Source organism: Frigoribacterium sp. 9N (genome assembly GCF_902506305.1).
Classification (GTDB): domain Bacteria; phylum Actinomycetota; class Actinomycetes; order Actinomycetales; family Microbacteriaceae; genus Frigoribacterium.
Map to the genome: position 1 here is coordinate 1 of NZ_LR733390.1, position 14,490 is coordinate 14,490.

Annotated in this window: 13 protein-coding genes; 11 read left to right on the top strand and 2 right to left on the bottom strand. The window is 74.1% G+C overall.

What is annotated here, in order from left to right; translation table 11 throughout:
* Window positions 1-32 precede the first annotated feature (32 nt).
* From ARTHRO9V_RS00005 to ARTHRO9V_RS00025, 5 genes are all read left to right on the top strand, one after another.
* Entirely contained in the window at window positions 33-1,577 is a 1,545-nt protein-coding gene (locus tag ARTHRO9V_RS00005; RefSeq protein ID WP_159824729.1) for a sugar ABC transporter ATP-binding protein, read from the top strand.
* 14 nt (window positions 1,578-1,591) lie between these two features.
* Window positions 1,592-2,641, top strand: a complete 1,050-nt coding sequence (locus ARTHRO9V_RS00010; RefSeq protein WP_043594640.1) for an ABC transporter permease — start codon at window positions 1,592-1,594, stop codon at window positions 2,639-2,641.
* 3 nt (window positions 2,642-2,644) lie between these two features.
* On the top strand, window positions 2,645-3,826 hold the full coding sequence (locus ARTHRO9V_RS00015) for a zinc-binding dehydrogenase (RefSeq protein WP_201298890.1): 1,182 nt from the start codon (window positions 2,645-2,647) through the stop codon (window positions 3,824-3,826).
* Window positions 3,823-4,791 carry a hypothetical protein gene (locus ARTHRO9V_RS00020; protein WP_159824731.1) on the top strand — a complete coding sequence of 323 codons (969 nt, stop codon included), beginning with the start codon at window positions 3,823-3,825 and terminating at the stop codon, window positions 4,789-4,791. Before ARTHRO9V_RS00015 ends, ARTHRO9V_RS00020 begins: the two co-directional genes overlap by 4 nt.
* Before the next feature lie 289 nt (window positions 4,792-5,080).
* The gene (locus ARTHRO9V_RS00025; protein WP_159824733.1) at window positions 5,081-6,004 is read left to right on the top strand and encodes an EamA family transporter; all 924 of its coding nucleotides are present in this window, start codon (window positions 5,081-5,083) and stop codon (window positions 6,002-6,004) included.
* A gap of 35 nt (window positions 6,005-6,039) precedes the next feature.
* Here the strand turns inward: ARTHRO9V_RS00025 and ARTHRO9V_RS00030 are convergent, their stop codons facing one another.
* Entirely contained in the window at window positions 6,040-6,378 is a 339-nt protein-coding gene (locus tag ARTHRO9V_RS00030; RefSeq protein WP_159824735.1) for a hypothetical protein, read from the bottom strand.
* Window positions 6,379-6,604: 226 nt separating this feature from the next.
* Here ARTHRO9V_RS00030 and ARTHRO9V_RS00035 point away from each other — a divergent pair, with 226 nt between their 5' ends.
* The 6 genes from ARTHRO9V_RS00035 (at window position 6,605) to ARTHRO9V_RS00060 (ending at window position 13,474) form a co-directional block, all read left to right on the top strand.
* Window positions 6,605-7,531 (top strand): phosphate/phosphite/phosphonate ABC transporter substrate-binding protein, encoded by a 927-nt coding sequence (locus ARTHRO9V_RS00035; protein ID WP_159824737.1) that lies wholly within the window; start codon window positions 6,605-6,607, stop codon window positions 7,529-7,531.
* 109 nt (window positions 7,532-7,640) lie between these two features.
* The gene (phnC, locus tag ARTHRO9V_RS00040) at window positions 7,641-8,465 is read left to right on the top strand and encodes a phosphonate ABC transporter ATP-binding protein (RefSeq protein ID WP_056043952.1); all 825 of its coding nucleotides are present in this window, start codon (window positions 7,641-7,643) and stop codon (window positions 8,463-8,465) included.
* A complete protein-coding gene (gene phnE, locus ARTHRO9V_RS00045; protein ID WP_159824739.1) occupies window positions 8,462-10,192 on the top strand; it encodes a phosphonate ABC transporter, permease protein PhnE in 1,731 nt (576 codons plus the stop codon). The genes phnC and phnE overlap by 4 nt, the downstream gene beginning before the upstream one ends.
* Entirely contained in the window at window positions 10,189-11,514 is a 1,326-nt protein-coding gene (locus ARTHRO9V_RS00050) for a TIGR03364 family FAD-dependent oxidoreductase (RefSeq protein ID WP_159824741.1), read from the top strand. The genes phnE and ARTHRO9V_RS00050 overlap by 4 nt, the downstream gene beginning before the upstream one ends.
* Complete coding sequence (locus ARTHRO9V_RS00055; RefSeq protein ID WP_159824743.1) at window positions 11,511-12,278, top strand: phosphonatase-like hydrolase; 768 nt, start codon at window positions 11,511-11,513, stop codon at window positions 12,276-12,278. Before ARTHRO9V_RS00050 ends, ARTHRO9V_RS00055 begins: the two co-directional genes overlap by 4 nt.
* Window positions 12,275-13,474 (top strand): alcohol dehydrogenase catalytic domain-containing protein, encoded by a 1,200-nt coding sequence (locus ARTHRO9V_RS00060; protein ID WP_236556790.1) that lies wholly within the window; start codon window positions 12,275-12,277, stop codon window positions 13,472-13,474. The genes ARTHRO9V_RS00055 and ARTHRO9V_RS00060 overlap by 4 nt, the downstream gene beginning before the upstream one ends.
* A gap of 94 nt (window positions 13,475-13,568) precedes the next feature.
* Here ARTHRO9V_RS00060 and ARTHRO9V_RS00065 read toward each other — a convergent pair whose 3' ends face one another.
* Entirely contained in the window at window positions 13,569-14,318 is a 750-nt protein-coding gene (locus ARTHRO9V_RS00065; protein ID WP_043594651.1) for a GntR family transcriptional regulator, read from the bottom strand.
* Between the last annotated feature and the right edge of the window lie 172 nt (window positions 14,319-14,490).

A 14,490-nucleotide genomic window follows, 5' to 3' on the forward strand; every position in this document is an offset into this window, starting at 1 on the left:
CACCCCGTCCCCTCGATCCCAGGAGGATCCCCTTGTCAGAGTCGACAGCTCCCACCCCGGACGCGCCGCTCGATCCCGCCCGTGACCGCGGCGCCCCCATCGCCGAGGCCCGCGGCGTCAGCCAGGTCTACCCCGGCGTCACCGCGCTCGACGGCGTCGACTTCGCCGTGCACGCCGGCGAGGTGCGGGCGCTGCTCGGCCAGAACGGTGCCGGCAAGTCCACGCTGATCCGGCTGCTGAGCGGGGTCGAGACCCCCACGACCGGCGAGGTCCTGCTCGGCGGCGTGCCGCTCGGCGCCGGCGGCGTGACCGCGGCCGCCGCCGCCGGCGTCGCCACGTGCTACCAAGAGCTCAGCCTCGTGCCCGGCGTGACCGTGGCCGAGAACCTGGCCATGGGCCGGTGGCCGCGCGGCCGCTTCGGCATCGACACCCGGGCCATGGTCGAGCGGGCCCGTGCCACCTTCGAACGCCTCGGCGCCGACATCGACGTGCACGCCGAGGTCGCCGGGCTGACCCTCGCGCAACAGCAGATCGTCGAGATCGGCCGGGCGTTGCAGGACGACCCGCGCCTCCTCATCCTCGACGAGCCCACCAGCGCGCTCGCCGCCGCCGAGGTCGACCTCGTGCTCGACACGGTCAAGCGCCTCGCGGCGCAGGGCGTCGCCGTGCTCTACGTCAGCCACCGCATGGACGAGATCCGGCAGATCGCCGACACGGCCACGGTGATGCGCAACGGGAAGGTCGTCGAGACGGTGTCGATCGCCGGCAGCGACACCGCCCACATCATCGAGCTGATGATCGGCGCCGACCCCGGGGAGCGCGCCGTCGCCACGCGCCCCGTCACGAGCGGCGAGGTGCTGCTCGCCGTCACCGACCTCGAGGTCGCCCCGAAGCTCTCGGGCGTCACCTTCGAGGGTCGGGCCGGCGAGGTGCTCGGCATCGCCGGCCTGCTGGGCTCGGGACGCACCGAGCTGCTCCAGGCGATCGCGGGGTTCCGTCCGGCGACCGGGGGCACGATCGCGATCGCGGGCTCCGTCGTCGACCGGCCCAGCGCCTCCCGCATGCTCGCGCTCGGGGTCGGCATGACGCCCGAGGACCGCAAGGGCCGCGGCGTGATCCCCGGCCTCGGCATCGACGAGAACATCGTCATGAGCGACTTCGGCCGGGTGACCCGAGGAGGCGCGCTGTCGTCGGGTGCGATCGCGACGGCCACGAAGGCGCTCGCCGAGCGTCTGAACATCAAGGCGCACGACCTGGGCCGGCCGATCGGCACGCTCAGCGGCGGCAACCAGCAGAAGGCGGTCATCGCGCGGTGGCTGCACGCCGACAGCCGCGTGCTGCTGCTCGACGAGCCGACGCGGGGCGTGGACGTCGAGGCGAAGGCGCAGATCTACGAGATCATGCGCGCCGTCGCCGACACCGGCAAGCTCGTCGTCTTCGTCTCGAGCGAGATCGAAGAGCTGCCCCTCGCCTGCGACCGCGTGCTCGTGCTGCGCGACGGCGGCCTCCGCGAGGAGTTCCGCGCCCCCGACATCTCCCTGCCCGTGCTGCTCCAGGCCTCCATGGTCTCGAGCTGAAGAAGGACGACCCGATGACCACCACACTCGACCCCACGACCACCCCGACCGGCGGACCAGGAGGCGCGCCTCGCGACTCCGCGCTCGGTCGCGTCCGTGACGCCTTCCGTCGCAACACCACGCTCGTCAACATCGTCGGCCTGCTGGTCGCGATCGTGCTGCTGTACCTCTACCTGATGTTCAACGCGGTCGGCTTCTTCACCGTGGCGAACCAGAGCGGCCTGCTGCGCGACGCCGCGCTGATCGGCATCGCCGCCACCGGCATGACCCTGGTGATCATCGCCGGCGAGATCGACGTGAGCACCGGCCCCGCCGTCGCGCTCTCGTCGGTGATCGTCGCCGTCGCCATGACCCAGTGGGGGCTGCCCGCCCTGCTGGCGATCCTCATCACGCTCGTGGTCGGAGCCGGCTGGGGCGCCCTCGCCGGCGTGCTGCGCGCGAGGTTCCTCGTGCCGTCGTTCATCGCCACCCTCGGGCTCTGGAGCGTGCTGCGGGGCCTCGGCCAGTTCGGCACCGACGCCCTGCCCGTGCCGCTGCCGCTCGACGACCCGGTCATGCCGTTCCTCACCGGCACGGTGTTCGGCGTCCCGACGCCCGCCGTCGTGATGATCCTGGCCTTCCTCGTCTTCGCATTCGTCGCCCGCAAGACCGCGTTCGGCCGCTCGGTCTTCGCGATCGGCGGCAACGCGGCGGCCGCCCGGCTGGCCGGCATCAAGGTGGCCCGGGTGCGGATCGTGCTGTTCGCGATCATGGGCATGCTCGGCGCCCTCAGCGGCGTGCTGCTCGCGGCGCGCCTCGGCTCGGGCAACGCCGGCGCCGCCAACGGCCTCGAGTTCGACGTCATCGCCGCGGTCGTCATCGGCGGCACCGCGATGTCGGGCGGCCGGGGCAGCCTGATCGGCACCTTCCTGGGCGTGATCTTCATCACCCTCATCGGCAACGGGCTCGTGCTGCTCGGCGTCGACTCCTTCCTGCAGAGCGTCGTCCGCGGTGTCATCATCGTGCTCGCCGTGCTGCTCAACGTCACCCTGTCCCGCAAGCGCGGGTCGATCGAAGAGAGCTAGGCCATGACCACCACCGCACCCTCCGCCACCGCGTCCTCCGCCGGGGACGCGACCCGCGCCTCCTCGTCCCCCTCCGGCACCATGCAGGGCGTGTTCCTGCCCGGCGACGGCACCGCCGAGCTGCGGACGCACGACGTGCCGACGCCCGGCCCCGGGCAGGTGCTCGTGCAGGTCGGCGCGAGCGGCATCTGCGGCAGCGACATCGGCTTCATCTACCACGGCTACAAGACCCACAAGGGCCTCGACGGCGCCCCCGCCTACCAGGGCGTCGTCGCCGGCCACGAGCCGAGCGGCCGCATCGTCTCGGCGGGCCCCGGGGTCACGCGCTTCGGCGTCGGGGACGACGTCATCGTTTACCACATCCAGGGCTGCGGACGCTGCCGCAACTGCCGCTCGGGCTACTTCATCAGCTGCACCGACCAGCCGAACAAGGCGTCGTACGGCTGGCAGCGCGACGGCGGCCACGCCGAGTACGTCCTGGTCGACGAGTCGACCTGCGTGCCGTTGCCCGACGGGCTGTCGTTCGTCGACGGCGCCCTGATCGCCTGCGGATTCGGCACCGCCTACGAGGGCCTGCGCCGCACCGGCGTGCACGGCGGGGAGGACCTGCTCGTCGTCGGCCTCGGGCCGGTCGGCCTCGCCGCGGCGATGCTCGGCCGCATGCTCGGTGCCCGCCGGGTGATCGGCGTCGAGCGGTCGCCCGAGCGCATCGAGTTCGTCCGGGCGACCGGCCTGGTCGACGACGTCGTCCTCGCCGACGGCGACGCGGTCGCGAACGTGCTGGCCCTGACCGTTGGCGTCGGCTGCCAGGTCACGGTCGACTGCTCGGGCAGCACGCCCGGCCGCCTGACCGCGGTCGAGGCCGCGGCCGAGTGGGGTCGCGTCGGCCTGCTCGGCGAGGGCGGGCGTCTCGAGACCGAGGTCTCGGACACCCTGCTGCACAAGCAGCTCACCCTCACGGCGTCGTGGGTCACCTCGGTGCAGGGCATGGAGGACGTCGCGCGCATGATCGCCGCGGACGGCCTCAGCCCCGAGATCGTCGTCTCGCACCGGCTCCCGCTGACCGACGCCGACGAGGCGTACCGGATCGCCGCGGCCGGGGCCACGGGCAAGGTCGTGCTGATCCCGGCGGGTGCGCCCGTGCGCGAGGAGGCCGGCGCGCGCGAACCGGCTCCGCGCGCGTGACGTCCCGACCGGCCGTCGTCGAGGCGGGCACGCCCGAGCTGCCGCTGCTGCGGGTGACGACGCCCGACCTCGAGCTCGTCTTCGCACCCACCCGGGGCGGTCGGTTGCTGTCGCTGGTCGCCCACGGCCGCGAGCGGCTCTGGCGCGACCCGGATCTGGTCGACGCCGACCTCGCACCGGTCGTCCCCGTGGCCGCGTGGCCGGCGGGCGACGGCGACATGTCGACCTGGGCCAACGTGGGCGGCTCGAAGACCTGGCCGGCGCCGCAGGGCTGGTCGGGCCCCGACGAGTGGGCCGGCCCGCCCGACCCCGTGCTCGACTCGGGGCCGTGGGCGGTCGGGTGGCAGCTCGACGACGGGGCCGCGACCGTGGTGCTGACCAGCGCCGACGACGCCCGATCGGGTCTCCGCGTCGAGCGCCGCTTCACGGTGCCCGCCGTCGGCGCCGGGTTCCGCCAGACGGCGACCTTCACCAACGTCTCGGCCGTCCCGCGCACCTGGTCGATCTGGGAGGTCTGCCAGGTCGACACCCGAGGAGGCGCGGGTCGCCCCCTCGAGGACGCTGCGGTCGTCGTCGCCCACGCCGCGCCTCCCGTCGAGCTCGACCTCGGCGGCTGGGAGGGCGACGTCACGTCGTCGCGCCACGAGGACGACGTGCTGCTGCCGGTCGGGACCGGCGTGGCCAAGCGCGGCTACCCCGAGGCGTCGGGCTCCGCGGCCTACCGCGACCCCGACGGCACCACGCTCACGCTCGCCACCGAGCCAGCGGCCGGGGGCACCTGGCCCGACGGCGGCTCGAAGGTCGAGATCTGGCTGCAGCGCCCCACGGCGTCGCCGATCGGCGAGCTGGGCGACCTGCACCCCTCGGCGCACCTCGTCGAGCTCGAGGTGCTGGGGCCGCTCGTCACCCTCGCGCCGGGCGAGGCCACGAGCCTCGACGTCGCGTGGTCGGTGCAGCAAGGCTGAGCCGCTCCCGATCCCGCTTCCGGCCATCGCCCTCGCACCCAGTTCCGAACCATGCACCCCGAAGCTTCCGGGTGCATCGTTCGAAACCGGGTGCAGCGCGGCACGGTTCACCTCCCGGACACCCGCCGCCCCTACGCTGACCGCGACAGCGCCTAGGGTTCCGGGGTCCCACGATCCGACTGGTCCAAGCGGCGCCACGGTCGGGCGCCATCGCCGGGCCGTCATCTGAACGGACAAAAGCCTGGAGGACCCGTTCGGCGCGCCCCGCGCCGAGCCGATGGGTCCTCGCATGTCCACCACCGCCCTCCTGCTCGTCCTCGCCGCCGCCGTCTGCCACGCCGGCTGGAACGTCGTCGCCCACGGGGTGAGCCGCCTCGGCACCCCCTTCCTCTGGTGGGGAGCCGTCGCCAGCACCGTGCTCTGGCTGCCGGTCGTCCCGTTCACGGGCGGTCTCGGGGCGAGCGTCGGCGGCCTCGCGGTCGGGGCGGGCGTCTCGGCCGTGCTGCACGTCGTCTACATGACGGTGCTGCAGCGCGGCTACGCGGTCGGCACCCTGTCGACCGTCTACGCGACGGCTCGCGGCAGCGGCCCGGCGGTCAGTGCGGGTCTCGCCGTCCTGCTGCTCGGCGAGCAGCTCTCGGCGACGGCCGTGGTGGGCATCGCCGTGGTCGTCGCGGGGGTGGTGGCGACCGGACTGATCGACCGGCGGCCGACCGGCTCTCCGGCGCCGCGCCTCCTGCACGGGCCGTCGACCGCGTCGACGCCGGGCGCCCCCGGCCCGGCGCGCCGTCGCCTCGACCCGGGCATCGCCTGGGGCCTGCTCACCGGCCTCGCCATCGCGAGCTACACGATCTGGGACGCCCACGCCCTGCGCACCTGGGGCCTCTCGCCCGTGTCGTTCATGGTCGGCGTGACGCTCGCCGAGGTCCTCTTCTACAGCGCGTCGCTCGGCCGGCGTCGGGGCGAGCTCGTCGCGGTCGCCCGCGCCCACTGGCCGCGGGTGCTGGCCTTCGGCGTGCTGTCGCCGCTGTCGTACATCCTCGTGCTGACGGCGATCCGGACGGCTCCGGTCGCCCTCGTCGCCCCGGCCCGCGAGACGAGCGTCGTGATGGTGGCCGTGTTCGGGGCGCTCGTGCTGCGTGAGGGGTCGCTCGTGAAGCGGCTCGCGGCCTCGGGCGTCGTGCTCGGGGGCATCGCCCTGCTCGCCCTCTGACGGGCGTCGCACGAGCCCAGGAGGCGCGGGTCGGCCTACAGGAACCCGGTCACCGCGACGGCGACCGCGGCCAGCAGCGCGACGGCGGCGAGCACCTTCGACGACCCCATGACGAGTCGGCGCCTCGGCCCGCCGTCGTACGGCTCGTCGTCGGCGTCGCGCAGTTCGGGCGGGAGCTCGGCCTCACGGCGGCGGCGCTCCTGCTCGAGGCGGTCGGCCCGTTCGACCCGGGCGACGCGCTCGGCCTCGTGCTGCCGAGCATGCTCGGCCTCGCGGTCACGGGCGACGAGCAGCTCGAGTTCGCGGTGGGCCTCGTCCGACCAGGTCGCGAGGTCGTCGCCGGGGGAGTCGGGGGTGCCGTCGTCGTGTCGCATGCGGAGGCCTTCGTCGCGGGAGCAGGGCGGGGTGGTGGTCCGAGGGTAGACCGCCGCACCTGGACCCGCCATGGCCGGGACGGCACCCCGTCCCGCCCCGCGGGCGGCTCGCCCAGGTTAGGCAGACAAGAGGTGAACTCTCGTTGAACGGGCCCAAAGATAGGTTCCTATGTTGGTCGGGCGCGTGCCACCATCGTCACGTCCTGCTCCCACCCGAAAGGCCGTCATGACCCTCCGCCGTCCCCGCGCCGCGACCGCCCTCGTCGGCGCCGCCCTGCTCGCCGTCACGCTGTCCGCCTGCTCGACCCCCGCCTCCTCGGCCACCGGCTCGTCCGACGCGGCCGGTGGCTACGCGGTCGACGACAGCACCCTCGTCTTCGGCGTCGTGCCCGACTCGGTCGACACCGAGACGAACTACCAGCCGCTGATGGACTACATCGCGAAGGAGACCGGCAAGACGGTCGAGTACCACGAGTCGACGGACTACGCGGCCCTGATCGAGGCGAGCATCGCCGGCCAGGTCGACGTCGCCTCGTTCTCGGGCTTCACCTACGTCACCGCCACGAACAACGGTGCCGAGCTCACCCCGATCTCGTCGATCACCACGGCCGAGGGCCAGGAGCCCGGCTACTACTCGCAGGCCATCGTGCCGAAGGGCAGCGACATCACGTCGATCGCCGACATGAAGGGCAAGAAGATCTGCTTCGTCGACCCGTCGTCGACGTCGGGCTACCTCTTCCCGAGCTACGCGCTGCTCGAGGCCGGCATCGACCCCGAGAAGGACATCACCCCGGTCTTCGCGGGCAAGCACGACGTCAGCGTGCAGAAGGTCGGCGAGGGCACCGAGTGCGACGCCGGCTTCGCCGAGGACAGCGAGGTCGCCAAGAGCGATGCCGTCGAGATGATCGACGAGCAGATGGTGCCCGGCGCGCCCATCGTCGAGTCGGACTCGCTGCCCGACGACGTCAAGGCCCAGCTCAAGGACATCCTCTCGAACGTCACCGCCGACGACATGGTCGCCGCGGGCATCGAGGGTGCCGACAGCGAGGGCTTCCGCAGCGTCTTCTTCCAGACGACGCCGGTCGACGACGCGTACTACGACCAGATCCGCGACATCTGCGAGAAGACGAACGCGTCGCAGTGCAAGGCCTGACCCGCACGACGTAGCACCTCCCCACCCCGGGAACCCGCCGGGACCCTCGCGCGCGCGTGGGGGTCCCGGCGACGTCCCGGGGCCCGAGCACGACGAACCGGAGACGAACATGAACCCGCACACCGCCCCCGCCGAGACCGTCGTCCGGCTCGAGGGCATCACCAAGCGCTTCGGTGAGACCCTCGCGCTCGACGACGCCTCGGTCAGCGTCCGACGCGGCGAGGTCGTCGTGCTGCTGGGCCTCTCGGGCTCGGGCAAGTCCACCCTGCTGCGTCACGTCGACGGCCTCGAACGGCCGACCGACGGCCGCGTCACGGTGCTCGGCCGCGAGGTCACCGAGCTCACCGGGCGGGCCCTGCGGCGGCTGCGCAGCGAGGTGGGGTTCATCTTCCAGCAGTTCGAACTCGTGCCGTCGCTGACCGTGCTCGAGAACGTCCTGACCGGCTCGCTCGCCACCGTGCGCGGGCCCCGCCTCGGGCTCTGGTCGTACGGCCGGGCCGCGAAGGCCGAGGCGCTCGCCCGGCTCGAGCGCGTCGGCCTGCTCGACCGGGCCTACCAGCGCGCCGACACCCTCTCGGGCGGCCAGCAGCAGCGCGTCGCCATCGCCCGGGCCCTCATGCAGCGCCCCCAGGTGCTGCTCGCGGACGAGCCCGTCGCCTCGCTCGACCCCGAGTCGAGCGACCAGGTGATGGCGCTGATCCGCGAGATCGCGGCCGACGAGGGCCTCACCGTCATCTGCAGCCTGCACCAGGTCGACCTCGCCCTCTCGTGGGCCGACCGCATCGTCGGGCTGCGCCACGGCCGGGTCGTGCTCGACACCGGGACCGAGGGCCTGTCGAAGGCCCAGGTGATGGAGATCTACGGCCGCGTCGCCACGAGCACCGACCAGATGGCAGCCATCGAGCTCGAACTCGCCGGGGACGCCGTCCGATGACCGCCGTCACCGAGCGCCCGCGCACGACCGGGGCGGCCCCCGCTCCCGTCACCGCGCCTCCTCGTCGCCGGGTCTCGCCCGAGCGCGTCGCGGCGGGCCTCACCCTCGTCGCCCTGCTGGTCGCGAGCCTCGTCGCCCTGCGCAGCGTCGACATCGACCCCGCGCGGATGCTGCAGAGCTGGGCCAACGCCGAGCGGTTCTTCGGCCGCGTCGGGGCGATCGAGTTCCCCCCGCTCGGCGAGCTGTTGCAGCTCACCGCCCTCACGCTCGGCCTCGTGATCTGCGGCACCCTGCTCGCCGCCGTCCTGTCGGTGCCGGTCGCCGTGCTCGCGGCCTCGAACACCACCCCCGGCCCCGCGTGGCGTGCGGCCGCCCGCTTCGTGACGGTGCTCGCCCGGGCCGTGCCCGACGTCGTGCTCGCCATGGTGTTCGTGCTGCTCTTCTCGCTCGGCACGCTGCCCGGCATCCTGGCCATCGGCCTGCACTCGGTCGGCATGATCTCGAAGCTCTTCGCCGACGCGATCGAGCAGATCGACGAGGGCCCGCGCACCGCCGTCCGTGCCGCCGGGGGCAGCCGCCTCCAGCAGTTCACCGCCGGCGTGCTGCCCCAGGTGCTGCCGTCGTGGGTGGCGACCGTGCTGCACCGCAACGACATCAACCTCCGCGGCAGCGTGATCCTCGGCTACGTCGGGGTCGTCGGCCTCGGCATGGAGATGTCGTTCGCCTTCAAGTCGCTCGACTACGGACTCGGCCTCGGCTACGCCCTCGTCATCTTCGTGCTCTGCGTCGTGATGGAGGTCGTCTCGAGCAGCGTCCGCGCCGCCATGCTCGGCATCGCGCCGACCGGCCGCGGTCTCGGCGACCGCGTCGTCCGACGGGCCACCAGGAGGCGCGGTGCCGGTCACCCCGCCCCGTCGCGTCCCGTGCCCGCCACCGTCGAGTCCGCGCTCCGCCGACCGTGGGACCGCGCCCGTCGACGCACCGTCTCGTGGGGGTGGCTCGCGGTCGCCGTGGTCGTCGCGAGCGTCGCCGTCTGCGACATCGCCTGGTCCGACCTCGTCACCGTCTGGGCGAAGGTGCCCGCCGTCGCGACGCAGTTCTGGCCGCCGTCGTTCGGCAGCTACGAGGCGTCGACGATGGTCGCCGCCATGGGCGAGACGATCGCCATCGCGCTGGCCGCGACCGTGCTGACCCTCGTCGCCTCGATCGTGGTCGGGTCGCTCGCGGCCCGCAACGTCGCCCCGAGCCGAGGGGTGCGCAGCGGCATGCGCCTGCTGCTCGTCGGCATCCGCGGGGTGCCCGAGGTGATCCTCGCCATCGTGCTGATCGTCGTCACCGGGCTCGGCACGCAGGCCGGCACCCTCGCCCTGGCGCTCGGCGGCGTCGGGCTGCTCGGCAAGCTGCTCGCCGACTCGTTCGAGGAGGTCTCGCCCGGCCCCGAGCGCGCCCTCTCGGCCACCGGGGCGAGTCGCGTGCAGGTCTACGCCGGGGCGACCCTGCCGCAGGGCACCCGGGCCCTGATCGGGCACACCTTCTACATGCTCGACACCAACCTGCGGGCCGCGACGCTGCTCGGCATCGTCGGTGCCGGGGGAGTCGGCTACTACCTGCTCAACGCCAGCCAGGGCTCGAACTACGGGACGGTCACGGCGATCGTGCTGATGATCCTCGTCACGGTCCTGGTCGTCGAGGGGCTCGCCATCTGGATGCGGAGGGTCTTCCGATGACCGCGACACACGACACGGCCCGCGGGGCGGCCCGTCACACCGCTGCCCCGACCGCGGCCTCGACCGCGGCAGCAGGGCACGCGGCGGCACCGCACGACGTGGTCGTCGTCGGCTCGGGCATCGTCGGCCTCGGTGCCGCCCTCGCCGCCGTCGACCGGGGGCTCTCGGTGCTGGTCGTCGACCGCTCCCCGGTGATCGGCGGTTCCACCGTGCGCAACTTCGGCCACCTCTGCCTCACCCCGCAGAGCGGCGAGGCCCGCCGCCACGCCCTCGCCGCCCGCGAGCTCTGGCTGCGGCTGGCCCGCGACGCCGGCTTCTGGCTGTCCCGGCGCGGCACGCTCGTCGCCGCCCGACACGTCGACGAGCTCGACCTGCTCGACGAGCTGGCCCTCGCCCGCACCGACCGCGTGCTGGGCGACCGGCCCGAGATCGAGCGGCTCGACGCGGCCGAGCTGTCGTCCCTGGCCCCGGTCGCTCCCGGTGCGGTCGTCGGCGGCGCCCTGCTCCCGTACGACCTGCAGGTCGACCCGAGGGAGGCGGCCGACGCGATCCGCCGGCACCTCGAGTCGCGAGGGGTGCGCTTCCTGGCCCGCACCTCCGTGGGGTCGGTCTCGTCGGGACGCGTCGAGACGAGCCGCGGGCCGATCGACGCCGGGACGGTCGTCGTCGCGACCAACCACGACCTCGACCAGCTGCTGCCCGACCTCGCCGACCGACACGCCCTCGAGCGCTGCGGCCTCGACATGCTGCGGGTGCGGGCCGACCTCGTCCGGCCGCTCGTCGCCCCGCTGCTGACCGGTTGGTCGCTGATCCGCTACAGCGCGTTCGCCGGCACCGGAGCGGCCGACGCGGTGCGGTCCCGACTGCACGCCGAGCGCCCGGACCTGGCCGCGATGGACCTCAACCAGATGTACACGCAGCTGCCCGACGGGTCGGTGATCGTCGGCGACAGCCACCACAAGGGCGCCTCGATCGCGCCGTTCCAGGACGAACGGATCGCCGACGCCTTCCTCGACGAGTTCCGCGTGCTGTTCGGCGCCGAGCCGGTCGTCACCGAGCGGTGGCAGGGCGTCTACGCCTCGGGTCGCGACGAGTTCGTCGTCGACGAGGTCGCCCCGGGCGTGCTCGTCACGGTCGTCTCGACCGGCATCGGCATGACCACCGGGCTCGGTCTCGCCGAGCACGTCGTCGGGGCGCACCTCGACGGCGGGCGCGACCGGGCGCTCGACACCCTCGCCCCGACCTCGACCGTCCACTCGCCTGTCACCTCGCCCGTCCCCTCGGCCGTCCCCTCGCCCCTCACAGAGAGCCTCACCGCATGAGCACCACGACCGCCACCACCCCCGCCTCGTCCGGCACCCCCGCCGCCGAGGCCGCGACCCCGATCGAGCTCGTCGTGCTCGACATGGCCGGCACGACCGTCGTCGACGACGGCGTGGTCGAGCAGGCCTTCGCCCGCGTCGCCGACCGGGTCGACCTCGGCCCGACGCTGAGTCGCGACGAGGCCCTGCAGTACGTCCGCGACACGATGGGCCGCTCGAAGATCGAGGTCTTCCGGCACCTCACCGGGGGCGACGAGGCGCTCGCGCAGCGCGCGAACGACGAGTTCGAGGTGGCCTACGGCGAGCTCGTCGACGAGTCGGGAGTCGAGCCGATCGAGGGCGCGGGCGACCTCGTCGACGCACTCCGCGCCTCCGGGGTCTCGGTCGTCCTGACCACGGGCTTCTCGCCCGTCACGCGCGACCGCCTGCTCGACGCGCTCGGCTGGACGGTCGACGCCGCCCTCTCGCCCGTCGACGCCGGCCGCGGCCGCCCCGCACCCGACCTCGTGCTGACCGCGCTGCTGCGCACCCGTGCCTCGTCGGTCGCCGCCGTCGCGGTCGTCGGCGACACCGTCAGCGACGTCCTCTCGGGGCGCTCCGCCGGTGCGGGCCTCGTCGTCGGCGTGACGACCGGCGCGCACACCCGCGAGCAGCTGCTCGCCGCGGGGGCCGACGTCGTGCTCGAGAGCGTCCGCGACCTCGTCGGGCTGCCGGCCTTCGCCGGGGTCGCGGCCGCCGGCGCGTCGACGACCGCGGTCGCGTGACCACCGCCCTGCCGCGGACGGGGGTGCCGCCGCGGACGACGGACCAGGAGGCGCGGGTCGCTTCCCCGGCGGACCCCGCCTCCCCGGCCGCGCTGCCCCTCGACCCGGCCCCGACCGCCATGGTGTGGCTCGAACCCGGCCGTCCGCACGAGGCCGTCGCGGTGCCCTCGGTCGTCCTCGAGCCCGGCGACGCCCTCGTCGAGGTCGAGCTGGCGACGATCTGCGGCTCGGACGTGCACACCACCCGGGGTGACCGGAGCGCGCCCGCCCCGCTCGTCCTCGGACACGAGCAGGTCGGTCGCGTGGTCGCCCTCGGGCCGGGGGCGGCCGCCGTGGACGGGACGCCGCTCGCCGTCGGGCAACGCGTCGTCTGGTCGCTGACCGTCTCGTGCGGTCGGTGCGCCACCTGCCGACGCGACCTGCCGCAGAAGTGCGAGTCGGTGCGGAAGTACGGGCACGAGCGACTCCTCACGGGCTGGGAACTGAGCGGCGGCTTCGCCACGCACGTGCACGTGCGGTCGGGCACGGCGATCGTCCCGGTCGAGGCCGACCTGCCCGCCGAGCTGCTGGCCCCCGTGTCGTGCGGCACGGCGACGGCCGTGGCGGCCCTCGACGCCGCCTCGGCGATCGTGCCCCTGGACGGTGCCGTGGTGCTCGTCACGGGGGCCGGGCTGATCGGCCTCACGGCGACCGCGCTGGCCACCGACGCCGGGGCCCGGGTGGTCGTCGTCGACCCCGAGCCCGCCCGCCGTCGACTCGCCGTCCGCTTCGGCGCGGTCGCGACGGTCGACCCTACGGCTGCTCCCGACTCCGACGACGGCCTGAGCACCGCGTTCTCCGTCGCGGGCGGTGCCCCGCTCGTCGCCGTGGAGGCCTCGGGGTCGCCGCACGCCGTGACCTCGGCGCTCGCCGCGCTGGGCGTCGGCGGCGTGGCCGTGCTCGTCGGCAGCGTCTTCCCCGCCCCGGCGGTGCCGCTCGACGCCGAGAGCGTCGTCCGACGTCTCGTGACCCTCCGCGGCGTGCACAACTACGCCCCGCGGCACCTCGTCGAGGCCGCCCGCTTCGTCGAACGGAGGCACGCGGCCTGGCCGCTCGACGCCCTCGTGGGCGAGGTCGTCGCCCTGCGCGACCTCGACGCCGGCATCGCGGCGGCCGCCGCCGGCGGGTCGGTGCGGGTGGGCGTCCGACCCGAGTGACCGGGGGCGGTGGCGGCCTGCGGGGGCTGCCCCGCGCCTCCTGCGTCCTGCCTCCTGCGTCCGCGGACGCGGGAGGGGTGCGGGTCGGCGCCGCTCAGGGGCCGATCGCGCGGATGAAGTGGTCGCCCTCGCGCGCCCGGCCCGACGCCGAGACGGTGAAGCGGACGATGTCGCTGCGGTACCGGTCGTCCGAGGCCTCGAAGGTGCGGCCGTCGGGGCCGCGCGTGATGCGGTGCAGCCGCAGGATCGGCGTGCCGGGCTCGACCCCGAGCAGTTCGGCGTCGAGCTCGTCGGCGGCGACCGCGTCGATCTCGTGGTCGATGTCGGCGTAGCCGAAGCCCCGGGAGTCGAGGTACTCGGTGATCGACACCGTGTCGAGGTCGACGTCGAACAGCACGCGGCCGACCTCCTCGATGAAGGTCAGGCGCTCGAGCATGGTCGGGCGGCCGTCGACGAGTCGCAGCCGGACGACGTCGACCACGAGGGCGCCCGGCTCGATGCCGAGCGACCGGGCCTTGTCGTCGTCGGCGCGGCGCAGCGACACCTCCTGCGTGCGGGCGCCGGGCTCGCCGCCGACGTCGCGCACCCACTTGGTGAAGGGGATCGACACGTCGACCGGGTGGTGCGCCTTGCGCGCGACGACCCGCGCCGGGCGGCCGCGTCGGGTCTCGACCAGGCCCTCGGAGCGCAGGGCGGCGAGGGCGTTGCGGATCGGTCCGCGGGAGGTGCGCCACTGCTCGGCCAGCTCGCCCTCGCTCGGCACGTCGTCGCCGACCGCGAGGTCGCCGCTCAGGATGCGCCGCCGCAGGTCGTCGGCGATCTGCTCGTAGAGGGTCGAAGGCACGTGCGGATCTTACCGAGCGGTGCGGTCGGGATCGTCATGGGCCCCGTCCGCGACGACGAACCCCGTTCGCGAAGACGACCCCCGTTTCATCGGGGTTCTCCTTCGCGAACGGGGTTCGTCCCGTCGTCGCGCCGAGGGGGTCACCACCAGGGCTTCCCACGGCGACCCGCCC

Coding starts and splice junctions, on each gene's coding strand:
- ARTHRO9V_RS00015 (WP_201298890.1), top strand. CDS start 2,645: ATGACCACCACCGCACCCTCCGCCACCGCGTCCTCCGCCGGGGACGCG.
- ARTHRO9V_RS00050 (WP_159824741.1), top strand. CDS start 10,189: ATGACCGCGACACACGACACGGCCCGCGGGGCGGCCCGTCACACCGCT.
- phnE (WP_159824739.1), top strand. CDS start 8,462: ATGACCGCCGTCACCGAGCGCCCGCGCACGACCGGGGCGGCCCCCGCT.
- ARTHRO9V_RS00025 (WP_159824733.1), top strand. CDS start 5,081: ATGTCCACCACCGCCCTCCTGCTCGTCCTCGCCGCCGCCGTCTGCCAC.
- ARTHRO9V_RS00055 (WP_159824743.1), top strand. CDS start 11,511: ATGAGCACCACGACCGCCACCACCCCCGCCTCGTCCGGCACCCCCGCC.
- phnC (WP_056043952.1), top strand. CDS start 7,641: ATGAACCCGCACACCGCCCCCGCCGAGACCGTCGTCCGGCTCGAGGGC.
- ARTHRO9V_RS00010 (WP_043594640.1), top strand. CDS start 1,592: ATGACCACCACACTCGACCCCACGACCACCCCGACCGGCGGACCAGGA.
- ARTHRO9V_RS00035 (WP_159824737.1), top strand. CDS start 6,605: ATGACCCTCCGCCGTCCCCGCGCCGCGACCGCCCTCGTCGGCGCCGCC.
- ARTHRO9V_RS00030 (WP_159824735.1), bottom strand. CDS start 6,378: ATGCGACACGACGACGGCACCCCCGACTCCCCCGGCGACGACCTCGCG.